Raw genomic sequence first — 22,495 nt, forward strand, 5'->3', positions numbered from 1 at the left:
TATCCCCTTTACATTTCAAATGACTTCTATTCGTTCCATAGTAAGTGAATATACATTTTCATACCCTGCGGTGCTAAGCTTTTTCTGTAATCGATCCGTATCCTCTTTCAAAGCGTGTACTAACACCGTATGTTCTGGTGATAATGTATTTAACATCTCTTTCACATCTCTTATACTTTGGTGAACTTTATATGGAACTCGCTTCACCCTACATTCTTTACCTACACGTTCCTTCAAAACTTTTTCTGCAAAACTCCCTTTCGCAATATGTCCAGTAAAGATAATAGAATTTCGTTCGTCATGCCGAAGTTGTTCATAATATAACTGCGCTCGCTTCGTTTGCATATTCGCATCACTCATTACAACTATTCCATAACTATGATGCGTACCGCTGTCATCATCCATAACTATTATGTTTCTTTTTAAACTCTCCATTAGCTCTTCAAGTTCTTCATTATTTTTGATCCAATCTTTATATGCGAACATCTGTTGAAATCCATCCAAAATTTCTTGATCTACTATAATAGGGAGTTCTTTATATTTTTTATATAAATACAATACGATATCTTGCGCCCTACCAAGGGGGGGCAATGGTAGTAATGTTATCCCTTTATTCCCGACGGCGCGTTCAATTTCTGCACATAGTTCGTTTATTCGTTCATGTTGCGAAACATCATCAGTATGATAAGCGGCATCTACGATTGCGACTTTTATATCGCCGTGCAACTTCTCAGGTAAATTAGCTCGCAATATGTTAGACTCTGCTGAGTAATCGCCAGAATAGAATACATATGTATGACTCATATCCACTAAAAACCAAACAGCTCCTAATACATGCCCACTATACCCCCATTGAAAACGCAATGTAGGAGTAATCTGTACCCATTCATTCGGATTGCTAATCTCATCAATATATACATAATTTAAATCTTTCACATTTTGGTCGGTATAAGGTACATGCCATCCTTGCGCCAAATTGTAGTTTCTCCATTTTTCATAGTAAGCTGGGAGTTGCTCCTTCGTATAACGAGTTGTCCATATTTTTTTCTTATATCCATACTTCGCTAATAAAGGTAAGCCCATCGTATGATCTTCATGAATATGTGACAAAAATACTGCATCTAAAAACGGTACAACTTCTCGTTCTATTTTTGGATAACTATCCTTATATGACCGATTAATACCACAATCAAATAATATTTTTGTCTCTTTATTTTTTACGAAGTAGCAGGAGCGACCGTATTCTCCCGCTCCTCCCCATACTTCTACCCTCATCATGCTACCCCTTTTCGTTTGTGCTCCATATGCTGCAGAAGTAATAAACATAGTGTTGTAAGTCCAACTGAAACGACAGCCATCGCCATTCCAATAGATACTTCTCCTTGTTCAAATTGAGCAAAAATAAATGTTGCTGACGTTTCTACCGATGGAGGTAGTACGAGAAGCGATGCTACTAACTCCCTTATCGAGATTGTAAATGTCATCGCCCATCCGGCAAGAATACCCGGGATAATAAGAGGGAATATTATTTTTCTAAAAACATACATATAATTCCCAGAAAAAATACTTCCTGCCTGCACGAGAGAATCATCAATTTGCCCGAGCGATGCTTTTACATACTGCACTGTATAAGGTAAAAAAAGAACAACGTACGTTACGATTACCATGACTGGTGTATTGTAAATGGACAGGGGCATATAGGGGGAATTCCAAAATAAAATAAGCCCTACAACCATTACGATTCCTGGTACCATGTTCGGTAACATACCGCACATATCCAGCCATTTTTCAGAGGACTTTTTCCCCTTTCGAATCATAAGTGCTAAAAAGACGCCAATCATAACAGCAATAATCGCTGTTATAAGTGAAAAAAGAAAACTGTTCCATAGAGCTTCTAATCCTGGAGATCCGATTGTAAATAATGCTTCATAATGACTCGTTGTAAAGTTATGTAACTGTAAGCCTCCGCCTCTTAATTTTGACAAAGAAGCAATCAGTATAGAAAAATACGGGATTCCAATTGATACGATTAATAAACCAATTACATAAACCCATGCTACAACGCGCACATATATAGACAAAGTGTACCTTTTAGATTTCACACCTTTTCCACTAACCATTGCATATGAATACTTTCGATTTAATACGTTTTGCATATACCAAATGAGCATACATGCACTAAGTAATAAAGAAGATAATGCTGTTGCACTACTAAAATCAATTGGCCAACTCGAAATAAATTTATGAATCTCTGATGTTAACACATGAAATCCGATTCTTCGTCCAAATGTAGCCGGTGTTCCAAATTCAGCAATCGTCTTTACGAAAATGAGTAAAGCACCCATTACATAACTTGATACTAATAACGGTAATATTATTTTTCTTAAACGATAGAAAAAGCTTCCACCATGAACTGCTGCCGCTTCTTCTTTACTACTCCCAATTTGAAGTAATGTATTCTTCAACATGAAGTAAAGAAATGGGAATAAATGCAGACTCATAATTAAAACCATACCTCCTAAACTAAAAAACGAAGATGAAATCGTCTTTAGCATCGGAAAAAACTGTTCAAAATATCCGTTCGGTTGCATGAACAAAATCCAGCCCATCGATCCAATATACGGCGGTGTCATAAATGGAATCATAAAAACAATATCTAACTTGCTATGCTTTCCAACATCTGTTTTGCTCATAATGAAAGCTAGTGGAAATGCAAAGATAGTTGCCCCTATTACTACGAGTACACCTAGAAGCATCGAATTTAGAAAAATCCCAGCTAATCCACCACTCTGCATCACTTCAAACGGCTTTAAAAAATTCCAACTACTATTTTCATATACACTAGAAAGTAAAATGAGAAAAAGCGGAATGACGATTAACATCGCCACAAGTAACAACGCTACCGTCATCCCAACTTGCCTTACTGATCCAAATCGATTTACCATGTAATCACCATCTTATTGAAATACTTTCTTAAATTGTTTTCCTATTTCATCTTGTTCTTTCTCAACTGTTTTCCAATCAATATGTAATACTGGAATCTCTTCCACATTCGGTCTATTTTCCGCTTTTATATCTGTTCTACCGGGTAATAAATACGCTTTAGAAATTTGTTTTTGTACATCATCTGATAATAAATAATCAATAAACTCTTTTGCACCTTTTACATTTTTACTATCCTTCATAATACCTGCTGCACGTGGGCTAATAACTGTTCCGCTTTTTGGATAAACAATATCAACTGGTTCCCCCTTTGCTTTTGCACTGTACGTCATATAATCAACACCCGCAATGACCATATCTTTTGCTCCTGTTACAACTGGATCTAACGCTTCTTGGTTTGCCCCTGCTACTGTAACTTCATTTTTCTTAAGCTGTTCAAATAAATTCCATCCATCTTTTCCATTCTTTTTCACATATCCTGTCACAAAGTCTAAAGCTGAACCTGAAAGTGCTGGATCTGGAAGATTCACTTTCCCTTTCCATTCTCCTTTTGTTATATCGCTCCAATCTTCAGGCGCTGTCTTCACATTTTTTGTGTTATACACAATTCCTAACGCTGAAGCACTATATCCAAAATAATGTCCTTTATCATCCGACCATTCAGAACGAAGCTTATCAGCTTGTTTCGCTTCTTTATAAGCTAACGTTTGTCCATCTTTTTTTAATCCTTCCATCGCTGGTAAAGATGCAAGTACGACTACGTCAACGACTGGATTTTTCTTTTCGGCTTCCATTCTCGCTAAAATTTTACCTGTTGTTCCTTGAAACATTTCCACTTTTATACCCGTTTTCTTTTCAAAGTCCTTTTGAATTTTTTCTGCTAATCCTTTTGGTCCTGCACTATATACAACAATCTTCTTTTCATTCGTAGTTTTACTTTTTGCATCTGCATTACCTGTCTTTGAACTACACCCTGTTACTACGGCAGAAAATAATAAAGTACATACAAATAACGACTTAAGCGAACTGAATTTCTTCATACGATTCTCCCCCTATATGATGAATACATTTTTTCGGTACATATAACGATACTGGCTTTCTGATGCTTATCTTACTATTGTGATAAACTGTCCATATTCCGAGTGTCCCCATATTTACTTTCACTTCATAACGCTCTCCTACATATGTAACGTGCTGGACTTCACCTGTATACATTTCACACACTTCATTTTTTGTCCAGCTCACATGCTCTGGACGAACCATTTGTTTACCCTCTACAAGCCAATTTGCTTTACCAACAAATTTTGCAACAAATTCATGAGATGGCTTCACATAAATATCTTCTGGTGTTCCTTTTTGTAATACTTCTCCTTGTTTCATGACAATAATTTGGTCTGACATTGACATAGCTTCTGTTTGATCGTGCGTTACATACAATGCCGTTAAACCAATGGAATGAACGATATCCATAAGCTCTAACCGCATTTCTTCTCGCAAAATTGCATCGAGTGCACTGAGCGGTTCATCAAACAAAATGAAATGTGGCTTCGTTACAATTGCTCTCGCAAATGCGACACGTTGCTGCTGTCCGCCAGAAAGTTCATGCGGATATCTTTTCTCCATTCCTTGCAAGCGAACTCGCTTTATTGCCTCTTCTACTTTTTCCCGTAATTGATTCGTTTGCTTTGTAGCTCTTAAACCAAATGCAACATTTTCAAATACAGTCATGTGTGGCCATAAAGCAAAATCTTGAAATACCATACCGATATTACGTTCATGAGGAGATGTTTTTATTTTTTTAGAAGAAGAATACATGCACGTATCTCCAAAATATATTTCACCTTTATCTGGCTCTTCCAGTCCTGCAATCATTCTGAGTAATGTCGTTTTCCCGCATCCCGAAGGTCCTAACAGTGTGGTGAATTCACCTTGTTTCATCACAATTTGTAACGGCTTTAACGCTTGTACTTTTCCAAATGATTTTTCTAATCCACTAATTTTAATATCCATCGTTTCACCTCTCTCCCCTCACTCTTAACCTGCTTTCATTCTATATGGGAGATTTATACTGAATGTTAATGTACTGTAAAGATTAAATTAAAAAACTTCTAATAAACTATTTATTTCTATAGATTTTTTCTATAGTTAGAAGAAAAAGGGGCAACTTGCCATGAATCTCTTAAAATTAGAAATTGTAGTGCTTATTAAGAAATACAAAAAGCTTACGATTGTTGCAGAACAGCTTGGTGTTAAACAACCTACTATTACATTCCATATAAAAAGCTTAGAAGAGGAGCTCGGTGTACCTCTATTTGAATTACGTTCTGGAAGATATTTCTTAACAGAGGCTGGCGAGGCATTGCATCATTATGCTTGTAAAATAGATGCGCTTATGAAAGAAGCTAGGCGAGTCACGCAAGAGTTTAAAGATTTTCATAAAGGAGCTATAACAATTGGCGCTAGTTATGTACCAGCGACTTATCTTTTACCAGAAATTGTTCATCAATTTCAATGTGAATTTCCAAATATAAAAATAACACTCATGGTAAAAACAGCTCCTGAAATTCGAACGATGCTACAAAATCATGAAATTGATCTCGGTGTAATTTCAGCAGCACCGTTTGATGAATCACTTTTAAAACAGACGAATGTAATGCCTGATACACTTGTTCTTGCTTTCTCCAAAGAACATCATTTTTCAAAAAAAGAAAATGTATCATTACAAGATATCGAAAAGGAACGCATATTACTACATCGTAATCCATCTACAACGAGAGATTTACTTACAAAATGGATGTTAGCTCATAACATTACATTCCAATCAGAAATTGAATTAGATTCATTAGAAACGATGAAACAAATTTTAAAATACGGTAATGGGGTTGCCTTTATTTCTAAACTTGCTATTGAACAAGAAGTACAACGAAATGAACTACGCTACATACCCATCCCTGAATTTGAATTTCAACGTAACATTTATACGATTCATCATGAGGACAGGTGGAATTCTAAAATTATTTCTTTTTTACTACATAACATCACTTCTTATGCAACAAAAAATTAAAAGACTGTCGCTTTACACGACAGTCTTTTAAGCTATAACTCTATTTATTTTTCTTCGCTTCAATTTTTGCTTGCGCCTCTTCAGCCTTATCTAATGCTTCTGAAACTTTTTTCTCTTTTTCTTTCACATCATCTATACTATCTACAGCTTTAATGAGTTTATCAATTCCTTCTTCTTCTACTTTTCTACGTTTTGCTACTCTTTCATTTACTTTCTCTTCTACATCTTTTGCTTTTTGAAGCATATTCTCTGCATTTGATGTTACAGCTGTTTCAAGTGCATCGTCTTTTTTCATTTGTAACACTTCATTTGCAATGTCTTTCGCTTCTAAATACTTACCGTCTTTTAATGCCGTTGCTCCGTGATCCATTTTCTCGGCCATTTCTTTATATGATTTCGCTTCATTTCCCGATTTCTCTTTTTCTGCTTTTTCAAACCACATTGTTGCATCACTATATTTTTCATCTTTCAATGATTGCATACCTGTTTCAATATATGTGTCATAATTACTACATCCAGCCATTACGACTAACAGAAAAAGCATAACAAAACTTAATTTTTTCATGCTGTTGTCTCCTTTTCTTTGCCTGCTCACTTTACTTTAACATACATGAAAAAGAGTTTCAAAAACTAAAATACTGATTTGGTCATTTTTATTATTTTCTCGTTTTTAAGCCGACACATCCACTTGCTTTTTTACCATATGTTGCCTTACTCCAACTAATACAACTAACAATAAACCTCCACCTATTGTCATCATAACAATGCTAGTTGGTAACATGTCTAACAATAATCCATATACAATCATACCGAGCGGTGCGATTGCAGTCGCAATTGTTTCAAGTAGGCCAAATACACGCCCTAAGTAGTTCGGATCTGTCGTTTTTTGCATATGTACTTGCATCGGAATATTGACAATCATAATTGCTATACCAGTTAACATCATGAAAGCAATATAGTAAATAAAACTTGCCACTTTTGGAATGGTAACTAACAACGGGAAGACTGTACATAAACTCAAACCAGCAAACAAAAACAGTCCAGTATAAATAGAACGAAACGGATTATTCACTTCTTTACGCACTGATAAAGCAATCGCCCCCATTAGCATCCCGACTGCTAACATTCCCTCTACAGTACCGAGTTGCTTTGAAGATAAATGCAATGTACGTATGATAATGTATGGCAGTGCAACGGTTAGCCCACACGCAAAAAAGTTTACCCACAATGCTATTTTCATTAAACCATATATTTCATGTTGTCGTTTTACATATAAAAAACCTTCTTTTATACTCGTCAAGAAATGCTCTTTACTCTCAGCCACTACTTTTTTATATAAATCAAATACAATAAATAATTGCAAAATAACCGCTAAAAAGAACGTAATACTATTTAACAAAAAGAACGACTGAATGGAAAAGAAACCAAATACTACTCCGCCAATAATTGGTCCTAAAATATTTGATAAAGAAGCTGCCGTTTGATTTAAAGCACTCGCTTTTTGAATACGCCCCTCATCTACTAAATTAGGAATAGATGAAGTTAATGCAACAGAATAAAAACTTGCACAAATTGATAATAATGCTGCTGAAACATAAATAAAAAGAAGTGATGGTCCAAATATAGTAGCAAGGATAAACATGATAAGCATCGTTAAACTACTTAATAAATCTGTACCGATGACAAGCCATCTTCGACTCACACGGTCAGCTACAGCACCTGCAATCGGACCACAAATCATCCTGGGAAGCGACCCGCAAACGAGCGTAGTTGCAAATCCCATCCCTGAACCAGTTGTCTTTAATACGTATAACCCCATTGCGAACGTATAAATACCTGCGCCTAATAAAGACGTCATTTTTCCAATCATCATTAAAATGATATTTCTCGTTGCAATCTTCATTCTTGAATCATTTTGATCTATACTTACATCTTCCATTATGACACTCTCCCTTTAAAAGTTAAATTGTGTTAAACTTATTATATAATCAACTTTCCAATTATTACAACAAAAAGTTTAATTGTATTTAACTTTTGATTATAAAGGAGCTACAATATGGCAACTCTCGGAGAAAAAATTAAAGCATTACGTAAAGAAAAAAAACTTACACAAACTGAGCTAGCAGGTTTAGAATTGACAAAAAGTATGCTTAGTCAAATTGAAAATGGAAAAGCTACACCTTCTATGAAAACATTACAATATATTGCAGAAAAACTTGAATGTGAACCGAGCTTTTTATTAGAAGAAGATGAAGGAAAAATTGTAGAACTCATTCAAAAAATGGAGCCACTAATAAAGGCAAATGGCGATGAAGTATACAAAACTTTACTACCTATCGTTCAAACAGATTTACCTCCAACTTTAAATACAGCACGTTTATATAAACAGTTCATAACTGGAGCGGCTATTATGAACGATTATAATATTGAATATTACGTTGAAACAGCTGTTTCTATATTTGAAAAATATACTTTGTATCGCGAAAGTACTGAAACGAAACTACTGTTTTACTATATGCTCTTCAAACGTAAAAAATATAAAGAATGTTTACAGTTGATCGCCACAATTCGTGATGAATATAAGGCGAAGAATTTAGAAATGGATCTTATTACACATATACAACTATACTTAAAAGAGGCAATTATTTTACTCGCATACGGCAATTATGAAAAATGTGAAAAAGTCATTTTAGATGCACTTGCATTTTCAAAAAAACATCAAGTGTATTATAAAACAGATGAATTTTACCGTATTTTATCTTATCAAAAAATCATTGTAGCTGATAAAGAACAATATTTATATTACATAAAAAAATCTGAGCAATTTTCCATTTTTACAGAAGATACTTTATCCGCTGCAAATATAGATATATTAAAAGCTTATTACTATAACACTGTTACGAATGAATATACAATCGCATTGGAACATCTAGAACAATTTCGAGAAAAACTAAAAAATGATCCAATTTTCCAAGACGATGGGCTGTATTATCTTGAGAAAGGAAAATCATTGTATGGTTTAAAACGTTATAAGGAAGCTTTGGAAACATTAAAACACGCTACCATACCAGATTATATGAGTCATCCACTTGATCAATCGTGGGTATTAACAGCTGGGTCTTATCGTGCCCTTTGCTATATAGAACTTCAAGATAAAAAATCTGCCTTAACAGAGGCAAAAGAAGCTGTTCAAGCAATAGATAGCTATCCTGATTCGATCTTCACTTCATTTATTAAAGAAACATTACAAATAATACAAAAACTTTAAGAATGTCTCGAAATGGTATATTATTCCTCTTTTTTAGCAAAGATAATAATGATGGGAGGAATATAAATGAATATTCAACGTGCAAAAGAGCTTTCTGTGTCAGCGGAGCAAGCGAATGTTAGTTTTCAAGGCATGCCTGTTATGATTCAACACGTCGACGAAAGCAATGAAACCGCCCGCATATATGAAGTAAAAAACCCAGGACGCGAATTAACAGTTCCAGTTAATAGCTTAGAGGAAATATAAGAAATGCCACTTCATTTTTTTGAAGTGGCATTTTTCTTTTTTTAGATTACTTATTATAAATTTCTTCTATCTTCTATTTTACAGGAGCTGAAAAAAATAAGAATTTTCTACTTCTTTTCTTTTTGTGACCTGCTAAAATACAAACTATGGATTAATTATTCACACTATACATTAAGGGGGAAAAATAATGGCATCTAATTTAGAAAAAAACAATTCTTATTATGCAGTTATATTCACTTCCAATTTATCTAATGATACAGCTGATTATAGTACAGTTGCCGATAAAATGGAGGAACTCGCAAAGCAGCAACCTGGATTTCTAGATGTAGAAAGTGTGCGAGATCATTCAGGGCTCGGAATCACAATTTCTTATTGGGAATCACTTGAAGCAATTGAAAATTGGAAACAGAACGTCTTACATAAAGAAGCGAAAAAAAGAGGTCGTGAGCAATGGTACGAAAACTTCCACCTACGTATCTGCCTTGTTGAGAAAGAATTTAAGTTTCATAGAAATACTTTGTAGATATGAAGAAAAAATTAGCTCTCATTGCTGTTCATGAAATATATGGTGTGAACGATCATATGCATCATGTTACCGACCACTTCACTTCATCTCATATAGATGTATTCTGTCCTAATCTGCTACAATCACAACATGCATTTCCTTATAGTGATGAAGAAAAAGCATATCATTTTTTTATGAATCATATTGGATTTGAAGATGGAAAAAAGCAAATTGAAAAATTCATTACTTCTCTTTCTAGTAGTTACACACATATTGGACTTATCGGCTTTAGTGTTGGTGCTACCATCTCATGGCTATGTAGTAACAATCCGAACATAAATTTTATTATCGGATGCTACGGTTCCCGTATACGTGACTATATTCATATGAAACCAACATGTGCTACCTTACTTATTTTCCCTGAAAAAGAAGCTAGTTTTTCAGTATCCTCTTTCATTCAAACATTGCAGCAACAAAAAAATCCTTTATTAGAAATACACCAACTACACGGTGAACATGGTTTTCTAAATCCGTACACTGAAAAATATAACGGGCACTCTACAAAACAAGCATACAATGTAATAGATTCATTTCTTGTAAAAAACACTCTTATAAAGGAGATGTAAATGACACTTACATTACTCTTACTGATTTTCATGCTCATTGCTTTTTTCTTAGCGCTAACTATCATTTTTGTAACCGTAAAAAAGAGAGAGTTTTCCAAACAGCCCTATTTACTATCTATTATCCTTTGCATTTTATTTTTTACAAATTGGATTTTATATTTATTAACTTTTTATGCGTTACTTCCTGAAAAGATTAGTGAGTTCCTATTTCTGCCTATTTGGTTTTTCCTTTGTATATTAGGTTTTATCACTTTCTGGCGCGAATGGAGAAACAATCGTGTGTTCTCCATATGTATCGGTTTTCTTTCCTTTATTAGTTTTTTATTTGGGTTATTGTTGTTAGTTCTTTCGGGGATGTGACTGTTATAAAGAAGATTAAAAACCTCTTTATAACAGTCTTTTTCGTTCAATAACGAAAGGAATTATTAAATAAAGAGCGTAAGCAATCACCATCCAAATGGTAAATGACATGATTTGCTGTGAGGATAATTGTGAGAATATGTTAGAAGAGTTATACAAGATATAAGAATCTAAAGTTAAACCGATTGCCGTACCACATATACCTAACTTAATAACTGCATATTTTGTAGTATCTAGTCTTTTGTATAACCACATTACAAAGTATAAAGCTATCGCTGTTCCTAATTCAAGAAACGTCAATTGTAGAAAAAATCTATTTGAAGTGTATTCTAATAAAACAGAAGAACCGAAAATAATGAAGAATGCTGAGGCAAAAAACCAAACGCCGATAGAAAATAAAATAGTGAGCCAAAGTTTATTATTCACTACCATTACCTCCCTTTTGTAGCTCTATGAACTTTTCCAATAACAGGTGCAAATCACCATATACTTTGTCGCTAGAAAAAGATGGATTGAATAAGGCTTGCAATGCCAATCCATCAATTAATGCATTACATAAAACGCTCCACGTTTCAGTTGAAATTTGAGATGTCATTGTACCTCCTATATTTTTATTTAACACTCTTGTTAATTGTTGGTTTTCATAATGTAACAATCCACCAATTTTATCTTTCATCGCATCATTTTGTAATCCACTAGCTACTAATTGAAAAAACAAATGATGATACATTGAATCTTTCACACATCTACTTTCGGCAGACTGTAAAGCCTTTTCTAACTGTACATCCTTTCCTATTTGTTCCCACGACGCTTTACAAAACGCTTCGGTTACTTCAAGTAATAATTGATCCTTCGTTTTAAAATGATAATATACGGTACCTTGAGTAACTTGAGCACTCTCTGCAACTGCTTTTAATGTCAACTTTTCCATCCCATGCTCTGCAATAATTTCTTTTGCTGCTTTTAGTAACTTCTCTTTATTAACAACATTCGGTTTTGCCATTTCTATGCCCCCCTTTTAAGTTAGTTAGATAACTAACTTAAATTATACAGAAAAATCAGATAAAATAAAAGGAAGAAAAGCCAGCATTCAACTTTTCTTCCTTTTATGTTTACCTTTAGCTTTCACTGTCACTGATTCACAAGGTGTATAATATATTTGAGGTGTCGCCTTATCAACAAACATCATAAACGTAATGAAGCCGATAATAAAGAAAATAAACAACGTTAACAAAATTGCTCCTATCGTTAAAAGTATCATAACACCACCCCTATATTTTTCATGTTATTACACTTTTCGCTATTATATGAGCGTAATCCTTTTTAGAAAAAGAAACGTAACAAAATAATCACAATCACACCAGTTAATACTGTACCTAATAAACTACGAGTATATATCGCTACAAGAAATGTTGGAATTGCTGCAATCAAGTAATCCCACTGCATCGTGTCATGCATAAATAAAACTTGCGCTAAAAGTGCTGCTAATATCGCGATTGGTATGTAATTTAACCATTTTAAACCCCAGTCTGGAATTTGTAGTTTACTAAATACGAGTAGAGGTAAAATACGTGGCACGAGTGTGACAGCTCCTGCTGCTAATAAAAGTAATAATACGTCTAATCTCATTTCCATTTTTCAATCACCACTCCAATCGTCGCAGCTAGTAATGTTGCGATAATAACCGCTATACTATCTGGCATAAATAAGTGTGAAACGTACGCAATTATAATCGCTACAATTGCAACAGTAAGATGAATTGCCAGTTTCGGTTTACTACTTATAAGCTGAAGTACAAATAATCCGATAAACATTGCTGGTAATGCATAATCCATCCCGTACGTATGTGGGTCTGGTATCCACTCACCAAACAGCCCGCCGATAATAGTAGCAAGAATCCAATTTAAATACGCTGTTACGTTAAGCCCGACCATCCATCTTTCGCCTAAATATCCTTTTTGCGCTGCATGCTGTACTGCAACTCCGAACGTTTCATCTGTAATTTGAGAACCGATTAGTAAGTTTTTAAATAGAGGCAGTTTCGTAAAGTACGGCGCAAGTGCAGCACTCATAAGAAGGTGGCGCAAGTTAACAAAAAATACAGTAAAAATAATTGCGGAAGCAGGTGCACCAGCTGCATACATACCAGCTAATATAAATTGGGCAGAACCTGCATAAATTAAAGTGGACATAAACGCAATTTCAATAATGGAGAAACCAGCTGTTTTTGCAATTACACCAGCTGCTATACCGATGCTTAAATAACCAAATACAGTTGGTAAACAATCTTTTACTCCTTGCTGAAATGTATCATCGCTCTGCAAATCTACATGTGCCTCAGCTTTACTCATCCTTATCATCCTCCATTCCTTCCATAGTTCGTTTTCCTGTTACGACATGAACTAAATCTATATTTTCACGCCACAACATATCTAACTTATCAGCTCCAAATTCCTTTGTGATTTCTTCAACCATAATATCGTGGCGCACATACTCTGTAGCAACGAGAACTAGCGCTGGGTCATACGTTGTAACGGCCCACGAAGTGCTATCATTTGAGAAGTTCGCAATTAATACTTCTTCCCCGTCACGCGCGATTACAGTTAAATGACCACCCATTCTCTTTTCAACAACGTGGGGCGTCATATAATTATGGTGAAATGTCGCGCCTATTTTGGTTTCTGGCGCGCCAAATAAGATTGAAAATATATGTACGCCTTCCTCTTCTTTTTGATGAATGTATGGCTCAATTTCATGCACTTGATCTTCCCATACAGAAATCCATAACTCTTCCTTTGCTCTATTAATTATATTGCAAATTTCTTTTAAAACACGATCATTTGAGCGAATATGCGAAATTACATCTATTTGTCGCTCTTGTTCTAAACCATTTAATTTCTCATCTAAAAATTCAAAGGACTTCTCAAAGTCTTTTCGCATTCGATTCATTAATTCGGTAGCTGGTACTGGTACATATTTCACTGGTTCAGAAGGTACAATATGTACTGCTCCTTTATCCATTAACTTTCCGAGTACCTCGTAAATCATAGAACGAGGTACTCCTGTTTGTTTACTCACTTCATAACCTGTTACTGGGGAATGTTTTAGTAGTCCAATATACGCTTTACATTCATACTGGGAAAATCCTAACTTTTGTAATTCCTTTATAATTTCATCCATCGGTAACCCCTCGCAATCTAGATTGCTCTAACTTCAAAACGACGATTTTGCTTCCCTTTACTTTTTACTTTATCAATAACAAGTGTTCCTATTTCACTTGTGTTTTTTACATGTGTGCCTCCACAAGCTTGTTCGTCTAAATTTTCAATTGTAACAATGCGGATTTCTTGTATAGTAGCTGGCAGGAGGTTTATTGCTGTTTTAATCATTCCTACAGCATTTTCTGCTTCTTCGCGGCTCATATAACGAGTGGAAATTTCTTTATTTTGTTCAATAAGTTTATTCACTTCCTTAACAATTTCTTCTACTTCCACGCTCGATAACTCTTGTAACTCATTAAAATCAATACGTGCTTTGTCAGGATAAATTTGATTTCCAGTGCATAGAGCTCCATATTTTTCATAAACGACAGCTCCGATAAGATGCAGTAAAGAATGATGACGCATTAAATTATGACGTCTTTCCCAATTAATCTCTAATTTAACGGGACCTAATTTTACTTGAGCTCCATCTTTTATATAGTGAACTATTTCTCCCTGCTCCTTTTTTACTTTTTCAACTTCAAATACAAACCCGTCTTGTACAATGACACCTGTATCACATTCCTGCCCTCCACCAGTTGGATAAAAAACTGTTTCTTTTACAAATACTTTATTCCCTTCTACTTTTATCACTTCTGTTTCGCAACTCGTTTTGTATGCATCTTCTAAATATAACGCCGTTGTCATACTCTCACCTCTTTAGTAGTTATAGTTATACCTACTAATATAAAAAAGAAGCTCCGTAAAGTCAATTGATAATTCTGAAATTTAAAATTAATAAAAGACTCCTTTATTAGGAGTCTCCTATCTCAATATTTCATTCGCTTCTTTTTCATAAATTTTATCAAATGAAGTCATAACGCGTTGTGATGCTTGAATCATTTTTTGATCCGTCATAAGATCAGCCATCTCTTTCGTCATATCTACATTTGAATTTTCTAGCATATAATTTTTTACTGTCCCTACTCCGTTCGGTAAATCAGCAATGTTCCCTTCTGCTAGAGTAAAGCTTTTGTTCTCTCTTTGGATTAGACGATTATTCGCTTCTGCACCTACTGTTTTTGTTTGCAAGCGAGCAATATTGTTTTGTGTTACTGCATCATATAACGTACCGTCTGCTTGTACAGCTACTTTTGCTCCTTCTGGAATACGAATACGTTCATTATTCTCTCCCATTACGAAAGCGCCTGAAGTTGTTTGTAAATAACGATCACTATTTAATGTAAAACTACCGTCTCTCGTTAAAAACGTTTCATTCTTTTTAGATGTAACGAAAAACGAAGCTGTGCCTGCAGTTCCATCATCTAAAAAGAAATCTGTAGCACTATTTGTCATTTGTATATTTCCTTGTACTAAGTTCACATGCGTTGCGGCTGGTACTACAGCGTAATCGACCGAACCGATATTTGTTACAGCACCATCTCCGCGGCGATATGTGTCTTGTACATCAAATACTTTAGAAGTCATATTTTCTGCTTTAAATCCTGTCGTTTGAGCATTTGCAACGTTATTTGAATGAACATTAATACGCTGCATGTAATTCATCATACCCATAGAACCTATATAAAGACCGTTCATACTCGTTTGAATAAGGCAGTTGCCTTATCCTTCACCTCTTTTCTATGATGTTTGCAACATTTGTTTCGCTAAATGTTCCGCTGTAGCGATATGTATGTTTTTCTTTACGTCTTGTCCGTCTGTCATTAATACAATAGGAGCTGATGATACTGCTGGAATTTTCAACAATTCACCACTACTTGCTGTTTCATCAAATTTCGTAAAGACGATACCATCAATATGAATATCTTTAAAGTTCGTAATGATTTCGATCATGTCTTTACTTTTCATCGAAGCTGATAACGTTAAACAAATATAATCTGGCTCTACTTGTCCCATCGTTTCAATCATTTCTTCCACTGTTTCTGATGCACGATAATTTTTCCCAGCTGTATCAATTAAAATATAATCGACGCGCGCTTCCTCTTTAAAATACGTTAGCGCTCTTGTCATTGCAGCTCCATCGCGTACAGCGATTACTTCAAATCCAATTGTCTTTACGTAATCTTGCAGTTGCTGAACTGTCCCAATGCGAGAATGGTCGGTCGTAATGAAACCAACCGTTTTTTTCTTACCGTGAAATTGCCACGCCATTTTCGCAAGTGTCGTCGTTTTTCCAACACCAGTTGGGCCGATTAATGCAATTGTTTGTACTTCTTTTTCAAATACGTTTTCTGTGTTGAAATGAGAGCTCATATCTTCCAATATATATTCGATTACTTCTTCTTCTGTAATCATCGTTGCATTCTCAAACTTCACTTTTAGCTTTTCAGCATATGCATGAATGAAGTATTGTTCTACATCGTTTTGCTCTAGCATGCGAATTACTTTTTGAATAATAAATGGTACAGATTCTTGCTTTTCTTTTTTTACAACCACTTCTTCTTTCTTGACAGGAACGACTTTTTTTACAGCTTTTTGCTTTTTCGTTACTTTTGTTTCTTCCGTCTGTTTCACAACGACGATACCTTTTTCAAACAGCTTTAATAGTTTCTCTTTCTTTCTTGCCCATTCTTCACTATTTCCTGTTTGCATCGCCGCATATGACATAGGAGTCGTCACGTTTTCTAAATTGTGCAGTACCGATTGAATTCCGTTCGCCTTCACAATTTGTTCTGAAGGGTCATTCACAACATCCATTAATTGCTCATGAAATTGAGCTGTACCTTCGTTCACTTCTTCCTGTTTATCCTCTGGAAAAGCAACTAACATTTCATAATTCTTTTTCCAAAAAAACGGGATATTTCGTTTTACACTTTCATCGACAACGTAATAATAATCTGTACCATATTGGTCAAATAACTTTCGATACAATTCATTTTTCGAAGCTGCTTTTATTCGCATTAACGCTTCTTTCTTTTCTGTACTTTCCATTACTTCACCCCCTACTATTCAATATAGGCAATTTGATCTACAACAATTTCTGGTGCTAATTCGCTAATACAAAGTACTTGCGCCTCTACTTGGTAGCGCTCAAGAAGTCTTACAATCGCAAATCTGAAATCTTTTCTACGCGTTAATAATACTGGTTCTCTTCCCATTAACCTCGCTTGTTTAAATACGCGTTGTACCTGCTCAACGACTCGCGTTTCTAAATCTAAATCCCAGTTTAATAAATAACCTTGATAAGAATTGTTCACAACGTCTGCGTCTAACTCAATTGTATCTGAGAAGAGCGCCGCATATATTTTACCGTCAGGATTTTTCGCATTTTCACAAATAACTTTTGAAATACATTCACGGACGAATGATGTTACACCGTCAACATGATTTTGATAAATTTCTTTTCCGTCAATAATACCTTCAATAATGGTTGGTAAATCACGAATAGAAATACCTTCTTTTAGCAATTGCTTAATAACATTTTGAACAAGTGATAAGTCAATTTCTTTCTTCTTAATCTCTTCTAATAAAACGCCGTTATCATTTTCAAGCGAGTTAATTAAGTCTTTTACATGTTGACGCTGAATTAACTCATGAAGATTACGTCTAACGACAACATCTAAATGCGTAATTAATATGCTAAGTGGCTCTAATACTTGATAGCCTTTCATTTGTGCATCTTGTACCATATGCTCTAAAATCCAATATCCATCCTCGCCAAAAATTGGATCTTTCGCTGGTTCTGCATCTAAATCGGCCATTACATTCGGTGTTTTCAGTGCTAATAAGTAACCTGATTTTAAAACACCTTCAGCTGCCTTCGCACCTTTAATACGAATAATGTAACGTCCACGTGGTCTAAAACTCGTATTATCTTTAAAGTTAATTCCAGGAACGTTAATACCAAGGTCGGTAATAATCGATTTCCTCATAAGAACAACTTTATCACGAGCTGTTTCCCCGTTAATTTTCTGCTTTACAAGTGCTGCTAAATCTAAACCTAGTTCTACAATAATTGGATATTTATCTGTAAATACGCCAAATGAATCTTCCACTTGTTGCAATTGCTCATCTTCGCCTTGAATCATTTCTAATTCTTTTTGAAGCTCATCTTCTTTTTCTTTCTTCATTCGGTTTTTATTTCGAATTCCTAAGAAGATAATTGTTCCACCAACGAGTGCGAACGGTAGAAATGGTAGCGGAGTAAAAATACCCATTGCGATAAATAAACCGCCAAGCGCATATACAACGACTTCATGCGCTAATAACTCTTTAAAGATACCTTCCGTTACTGTATCCGGTGAACCGTCAAATACACGCGTTACAATAATACCTGTTGAAATCGCAAGCATGAGCGATCCAATCTGGTTTACAATTCCGTCGCCGACAGTTAACTGTGTGTAATGAAGAGCAGCTTCACCAAAGCTCATTCCTTGCTGCATCATTCCGACAATTAAACCGAAAATGATGTTTACGAATAAAATGACAATCCCGAAAATAACGTCCCCTTTAATGAACTTCCCGGCACCATCCATCGCCCCGTAAAACTCTGTTTCCATATTTAATTTTTTTCGTTTTGCTTGTGCATCTTTTTCTGTAATAATACGCTGGTTTAAATCTGCATCGATCGACATTTGTTTCCCTGGTAAAGAATCAAGTGTAAAACGTGCTGCTACTTCAGCTGTACGAGATGCACCGTTTGCAACGATAAACTGGAATATGATTAGTACTGTAAAAATAACGATACCAATTAATAAGTTCCCGCCAATTACGAATTGACCGAACTCTTCAATAACATGACCCGCATTTCCGTTTGTCAAAATCGCTCGCGTCGTCGATACGTTAATCGATACGCGGAAAATCCCGATTAATAACAACATCGTCGGAAATGACTTTAATTCATCCCACTCGTTAATACTTGTCGCTCGCATATAAATAAGCACTGACATACTTAGTAGAAAAACGATAATGATATCAAGTATAAATGGTGGAAGTGGAATTAAGAGCGCCACTACGAATGACGCTGCTAAAAAGATAGAAAAATAGGTTCTTGCAGAATCTATCTTAAACAAAGAGATCTCCTCCAAACACGCTATTATACTTCAAGTTCGTTCGTTTGAATTAAATAGCGCATAACTTCAATTACAGCTACGTATAAATCTTCTGGAATCGTCTCATCTTCCTCGACTTGATAATATAAAGAACGAGCAAGCGGACGGTTTTCCACCATTGGTATTTCTTGTTCACGGGCAAGTGTTCGTATATATAATGCGAGTTCATCTTCCCCTTTTGCAACGACAATTGGTGCTGCATCAACGTGTTTATTGTACCTGAGTACGACCGAAATATGGGTCGGGTTGTTTACAATAAACGTTGCGCCATCCATCTTCTTCGCAATTGTTCCTTCCAATATGGCATGCATAAAGTTTTTTCGTTTTCCCTTTACTTGCGGGTCCCCTTCATTATCTTTATGCTCTTGTTTTACTTCTTCTTTTTTCATCTTAATATCTTGTTCGTACTCCCATTTTTGATATATGAAATCAATAATAGAAAGAACGATTAATATAATTAAAATAGCTAAAAAGATAAATTTAATTTGCCTTATAATTTCAGTAAGTGACGCAGTCCAATTAAATCCAATCATACTCACGATTTTCTCTAAATTCTTTTTAAATAGCACATAAGCGACGTAACCGATTAATCCCATATAAAACAGTGATTTCAAAATATCTACTAAACTTTTACGACTAAACAACCTCGTAAAATAGTTTTTCGGGTTAATACGCGAAGCTTTCGGCTTAATGACTTTAGAAGAAAATAAGAAACCGACTTGAATCATATAATTGAATAAATGAAAAGCGTATACGAGTATTAATATCGGAGCTGATACTTTTAGTAGTAAAATCCCCATCATATAAAAATACTCGGTTGAATCTGTATTTTTTCCAATTTGATCAAACAGCACCGATACAGAATTGGCAATCTCAAACCCTAGCCAATCTCCAAAAAAGTAAACGACAACTGCTAACACAAGTATGGAAAATAAATTATTTAAATCTTTACTCCGGGCAATATTCCCTTCTTCACGCGATTTCTTACGCTTCTGCGGGGTGGCCTTTTCTGTTTTATTATCCTTTGCCATGAGCGTCCCCCTACTTCGTTAAGAAAAAGTTAAATAGTTTCGTATATTCCTCAAGCAATACATCCGTCATATTTTTAAACACATAACCGAGCATCGGTACACTCATCGCAATAAACAAAATACCACATGTAATTTTAATAACATACGCATTCATAAAAACGTTTAATTGCGGAGCGTTTTTTGCGATTAAAATTAAAACAAAGTTAATGATGAATAAGCTTCCCATGAGCGGAAGAGCAATTTCAACCGCTGATGTAATCGCAAATAATAACGTTGCGAGTAGACTATCTAAAAAACTAGTCGTCAGCAATTTTGAAATCGCCTCTGTATATTGAAACGACTTTAAAATCGTGGCAACGAAATAATTAATGCCGCCAAGTGAAATAAAAATAATGAGAAAAAATATATCAAAAATGGTTGATAGTAAAGTAGACTGTGAACCTGCGTTTACATCAAACAAACTTGCTTGTGATAAACCGATATCAAAGTCTAAAATATGCCCGGCCATTTTCGGAATGTTCCACAGCATTTCTACAATTTTTGAAAGTGATAATCCAATTACAATTTGCGTACCAGCATAAGCTGCAACATCCCAAGTTGTTTTTATGTGAGAGACATCAACTTGATCGGCAACTGTAATGGAAAGAGCAAGTCCTACTGTAACCTTCGCCATCGCTGGAATGGATCGACCTGAGAAAAACGGTAAAAAATATAAAAATGAAGTAATGCGGCAAAACGCAAAAAACGTCGCCGCCCATAATTCCATATTCATTTCAGTTCCCCTATCTTAGTACGAACGCAATAGCGATGGAATTTTATCAAATAAATCTAAAATAAGCGTCGTTAACTCTTGAAACATCCACGGACCTAAAATGATAATAACGAGTACAATACTCGCCATTTTCGGTAAAAACGTCAGCGTTTGTTCTTGAATTTGCATCATCGCCATAATGACAGCGATGATAATAACGACAATCATACTAACACCGGCAACCGGCATTAAAATCATAACCCCTTTATAAAAAAAGGTTTGAAAAATATCTATAATTGGTGACGTATTCATTTATATGACTCCTATCACATAGCATCAAACGCTTCAGGCGACCGTTTTAAACATAATGTCGACGATTTTTGTATATCCACCTAAATATACGAAAACGAGTATTTTAAATGGTAAACTTAAAATCATCGGCGGTACCATCATCATCCCGAGGTACATTAACAGTGTACTAATAATCAAATCTATAAATACAAACGCTAAATAAATGAACATCCCTGTTAACAATCCCTTTTGAATTTGCGTTAACGTAAAGGATGGTACGAGCGTAAATAAGGATAGATCCTTTAAATCTTTCGGCAACTCTTCTCCGCGCACTTTCAGCATCATTTTTAAATCATGCTTATACGTATGCTTTGACATATACTCTTTCATAATCGGCGCTGTCGTTTCCGCAGCTTGACTTACTGTTATTTTCTCTTTTGTCATCGGATCCCACACATCGCTCTTTAGCTGCCCAAGAACAGGCTGCATCGTAAAGAGTGATAAAAACAATGCAAGTCCAACGAGCACTTGGTTCGGCGGTAAATTCATTACCCCGAGTCCTTGACGTGTAATCCCAAGAACGATCATAAAATAAGTAAAATGTGTAAATAATAGAACGATAGATGAAGATAATGATAAAAGGGTAACGAGCGCAAATAACTGTACACTTGAGTTACTCGTAAACTCTTTTCCATTTTCAAAATTAATAAAACCGTTTTGGGCTGCATACGCTGGATTTACAAAAATAATTGAAAAAACGATAGAAAATACGAAAATAACGGCTAATAACGATAACTGTTTCTTTATTCTCATGATGGATCCTCTACTTTTTTCGTTTCACTCTTCACCGCGTCTTCTAGCGCTTGTTGAAACTGATTTCCTGTTCCTGTTAATTGCACAGATTGAACACCGTTATTACTAATAACAGTGAACACTTGCTTACCGTCTACTTCAAATAAAAAGGCGCTCGTTTGATGATTTAAATACACGCCGTCTTTCACTTGAATGTGGCCATTTTCACCTTGCTTAAAAAACTGCTGCTTGCGCGTCTTTTTCGTCATATAGTATGCACCGTAGCCGAGCGCACCAAACAGTAAAACGACTTGAAATAAGGTCGTCATATACGACATATGACTCC

At 35.2% G+C, this 22,495-nt stretch carries 27 protein-coding genes; 6 read left to right on the plus strand and 21 right to left on the minus strand.

Going from position 1 to position 22,495, the window contains the following annotated elements:
- Positions 1-15: 15 nt before the first annotated feature.
- Genes QCI47_RS19370 through QCI47_RS19385 form a run of 4 tightly spaced genes read right to left on the minus strand, consistent with a single transcriptional unit; the run spans position 16 to position 4,953 of the window.
- Positions 16-1,278: an MBL fold metallo-hydrolase gene (locus QCI47_RS19370; RefSeq protein WP_139303490.1), complete on the minus strand. Its 1,263-nt coding sequence runs from the start codon at positions 1,276-1,278 to the stop codon at positions 16-18.
- Complete coding sequence (locus tag QCI47_RS19375; RefSeq protein WP_309422635.1) at positions 1,275-2,945, minus strand: ABC transporter permease; 1,671 nt, start codon at positions 2,943-2,945, stop codon at positions 1,275-1,277. The genes QCI47_RS19370 and QCI47_RS19375 overlap by 4 nt, the downstream gene beginning before the upstream one ends.
- Positions 2,946-2,957: 12 nt before the next feature.
- Positions 2,958-3,983: an ABC transporter substrate-binding protein gene (locus QCI47_RS19380; RefSeq protein WP_000714696.1), complete on the minus strand. Its 1,026-nt coding sequence runs from the start codon at positions 3,981-3,983 to the stop codon at positions 2,958-2,960.
- Positions 3,961-4,953, minus strand: coding sequence for an ABC transporter ATP-binding protein (locus tag QCI47_RS19385; protein ID WP_309422634.1), 993 nt, complete (start codon positions 4,951-4,953; stop codon positions 3,961-3,963). The genes QCI47_RS19380 and QCI47_RS19385 overlap by 23 nt, the downstream gene beginning before the upstream one ends.
- Before the next feature lie 160 nt (positions 4,954-5,113).
- Between QCI47_RS19385 and QCI47_RS19390 the strand changes: the two genes are divergently transcribed.
- Positions 5,114-6,007, plus strand: coding sequence for a LysR family transcriptional regulator (locus QCI47_RS19390; RefSeq protein ID WP_001050629.1), 894 nt, complete (start codon positions 5,114-5,116; stop codon positions 6,005-6,007).
- 40 nt (positions 6,008-6,047) lie between these two features.
- Here QCI47_RS19390 and QCI47_RS19395 read toward each other — a convergent pair whose 3' ends face one another.
- Both QCI47_RS19395 and QCI47_RS19400 read right to left on the minus strand, forming a co-directional pair.
- Positions 6,048-6,572 carry a DUF4398 domain-containing protein gene (locus QCI47_RS19395; RefSeq protein ID WP_000736430.1) on the minus strand — a complete coding sequence of 175 codons (525 nt, stop codon included), beginning with the start codon at positions 6,570-6,572 and terminating at the stop codon, positions 6,048-6,050.
- Between the two features lie 105 nt (positions 6,573-6,677).
- Positions 6,678-7,946 carry an MFS transporter gene (locus tag QCI47_RS19400; RefSeq protein ID WP_076873321.1) on the minus strand — a complete coding sequence of 423 codons (1,269 nt, stop codon included), beginning with the start codon at positions 7,944-7,946 and terminating at the stop codon, positions 6,678-6,680.
- A gap of 117 nt (positions 7,947-8,063) precedes the next feature.
- On the opposite strand from QCI47_RS19400, the gene QCI47_RS19405 reads away from it, so the two are divergent.
- The 5 genes from QCI47_RS19405 (at position 8,064) to QCI47_RS19425 (ending at position 11,012) form a co-directional block, all read left to right on the plus strand.
- Positions 8,064-9,275, plus strand: a complete 1,212-nt coding sequence (locus QCI47_RS19405) for a helix-turn-helix domain-containing protein (RefSeq protein WP_353811925.1) — start codon at positions 8,064-8,066, stop codon at positions 9,273-9,275.
- A 66-nt stretch (positions 9,276-9,341) separates the two neighbouring features.
- Complete coding sequence (locus tag QCI47_RS19410) at positions 9,342-9,521, plus strand: H-type small acid-soluble spore protein (protein ID WP_001025740.1); 180 nt, start codon at positions 9,342-9,344, stop codon at positions 9,519-9,521.
- 187 nt (positions 9,522-9,708) lie between these two features.
- On the plus strand, positions 9,709-10,044 hold the full coding sequence (locus QCI47_RS19415) for an antibiotic biosynthesis monooxygenase family protein (protein WP_000157883.1): 336 nt from the start codon (positions 9,709-9,711) through the stop codon (positions 10,042-10,044).
- A gap of 2 nt (positions 10,045-10,046) precedes the next feature.
- Positions 10,047-10,652, plus strand: a complete 606-nt coding sequence (locus QCI47_RS19420; RefSeq protein ID WP_000727611.1) for a dienelactone hydrolase family protein — start codon at positions 10,047-10,049, stop codon at positions 10,650-10,652.
- On the plus strand, positions 10,653-11,012 hold the full coding sequence (locus tag QCI47_RS19425) for a hypothetical protein (protein WP_309422630.1): 360 nt from the start codon (positions 10,653-10,655) through the stop codon (positions 11,010-11,012).
- A 27-nt stretch (positions 11,013-11,039) separates the two neighbouring features.
- On the opposite strand, the gene QCI47_RS19430 is transcribed toward QCI47_RS19425, so the two are convergent.
- The 15 genes from QCI47_RS19430 to QCI47_RS19500 form a co-directional block, all read right to left on the minus strand.
- Entirely contained in the window at positions 11,040-11,438 is a 399-nt protein-coding gene (locus QCI47_RS19430) for a DUF5367 family protein (protein WP_001060577.1), read from the minus strand.
- A complete protein-coding gene (locus QCI47_RS19435; protein ID WP_262717969.1) occupies positions 11,431-12,015 on the minus strand; it encodes a TetR/AcrR family transcriptional regulator in 585 nt (194 codons plus the stop codon). Before QCI47_RS19435 ends, QCI47_RS19430 begins: the two co-directional genes overlap by 8 nt.
- Before the next feature lie 87 nt (positions 12,016-12,102).
- Positions 12,103-12,273, minus strand: a complete 171-nt coding sequence (locus QCI47_RS19440; protein ID WP_000602230.1) for a DUF3951 domain-containing protein — start codon at positions 12,271-12,273, stop codon at positions 12,103-12,105.
- A 62-nt stretch (positions 12,274-12,335) separates the two neighbouring features.
- Positions 12,336-12,647, minus strand: coding sequence for an AzlD domain-containing protein (locus QCI47_RS19445; RefSeq protein ID WP_000425940.1), 312 nt, complete (start codon positions 12,645-12,647; stop codon positions 12,336-12,338).
- Positions 12,638-13,363 (minus strand): AzlC family ABC transporter permease, encoded by a 726-nt coding sequence (locus QCI47_RS19450; RefSeq protein ID WP_309422628.1) that lies wholly within the window; start codon positions 13,361-13,363, stop codon positions 12,638-12,640. The genes QCI47_RS19445 and QCI47_RS19450 overlap by 10 nt, the downstream gene beginning before the upstream one ends.
- Positions 13,356-14,192, minus strand: coding sequence for a TrmB family transcriptional regulator (locus QCI47_RS19455; RefSeq protein WP_061131089.1), 837 nt, complete (start codon positions 14,190-14,192; stop codon positions 13,356-13,358). Before QCI47_RS19455 ends, QCI47_RS19450 begins: the two co-directional genes overlap by 8 nt.
- A 17-nt stretch (positions 14,193-14,209) precedes the next feature.
- Positions 14,210-14,920 (minus strand): alanyl-tRNA editing protein, encoded by a 711-nt coding sequence (locus tag QCI47_RS19460; RefSeq protein ID WP_070172119.1) that lies wholly within the window; start codon positions 14,918-14,920, stop codon positions 14,210-14,212.
- Between the two features lie 117 nt (positions 14,921-15,037).
- Positions 15,038-15,811, minus strand: coding sequence for a flagellar basal-body rod protein FlgG (locus tag QCI47_RS19465; RefSeq protein WP_270692302.1), 774 nt, complete (start codon positions 15,809-15,811; stop codon positions 15,038-15,040).
- 42 nt (positions 15,812-15,853) lie between these two features.
- Positions 15,854-17,164, minus strand: a complete 1,311-nt coding sequence (gene flhF, locus QCI47_RS19470; protein ID WP_229132765.1) for a flagellar biosynthesis GTPase FlhF — start codon at positions 17,162-17,164, stop codon at positions 15,854-15,856.
- A gap of 14 nt (positions 17,165-17,178) precedes the next feature.
- Positions 17,179-19,245 carry a flagellar biosynthesis protein FlhA gene (gene flhA, locus QCI47_RS19475; RefSeq protein ID WP_061131088.1) on the minus strand — a complete coding sequence of 689 codons (2,067 nt, stop codon included), beginning with the start codon at positions 19,243-19,245 and terminating at the stop codon, positions 17,179-17,181.
- A gap of 23 nt (positions 19,246-19,268) precedes the next feature.
- On the minus strand, positions 19,269-20,315 hold the full coding sequence (gene flhB / locus QCI47_RS19480) for a flagellar type III secretion system protein FlhB (protein ID WP_309422626.1): 1,047 nt from the start codon (positions 20,313-20,315) through the stop codon (positions 19,269-19,271).
- 10 nt (positions 20,316-20,325) lie between these two features.
- Positions 20,326-21,087: a flagellar biosynthetic protein FliR gene (locus QCI47_RS19485; protein WP_001055716.1), complete on the minus strand. Its 762-nt coding sequence runs from the start codon at positions 21,085-21,087 to the stop codon at positions 20,326-20,328.
- 15 nt (positions 21,088-21,102) lie between these two features.
- A complete protein-coding gene (locus QCI47_RS19490) occupies positions 21,103-21,378 on the minus strand; it encodes a flagellar biosynthetic protein FliQ (protein ID WP_001098085.1) in 276 nt (91 codons plus the stop codon).
- 33 nt (positions 21,379-21,411) lie between these two features.
- The gene (locus QCI47_RS19495; protein WP_001220586.1) at positions 21,412-22,170 is read right to left on the minus strand and encodes a flagellar type III secretion system pore protein FliP; all 759 of its coding nucleotides are present in this window, start codon (positions 22,168-22,170) and stop codon (positions 21,412-21,414) included.
- Complete coding sequence (locus QCI47_RS19500) at positions 22,167-22,487, minus strand: hypothetical protein (RefSeq protein WP_000121176.1); 321 nt, start codon at positions 22,485-22,487, stop codon at positions 22,167-22,169. The genes QCI47_RS19495 and QCI47_RS19500 overlap by 4 nt, the downstream gene beginning before the upstream one ends.
- Positions 22,488-22,495: the final 8 nt, after the last annotated feature.

It is taken from the genome of Bacillus cereus group sp. RP29 (genome assembly GCF_040459765.1).
In the GTDB taxonomy this organism is placed as follows: domain Bacteria; phylum Bacillota; class Bacilli; order Bacillales; family Bacillaceae_G; genus Bacillus_A; species Bacillus_A paranthracis.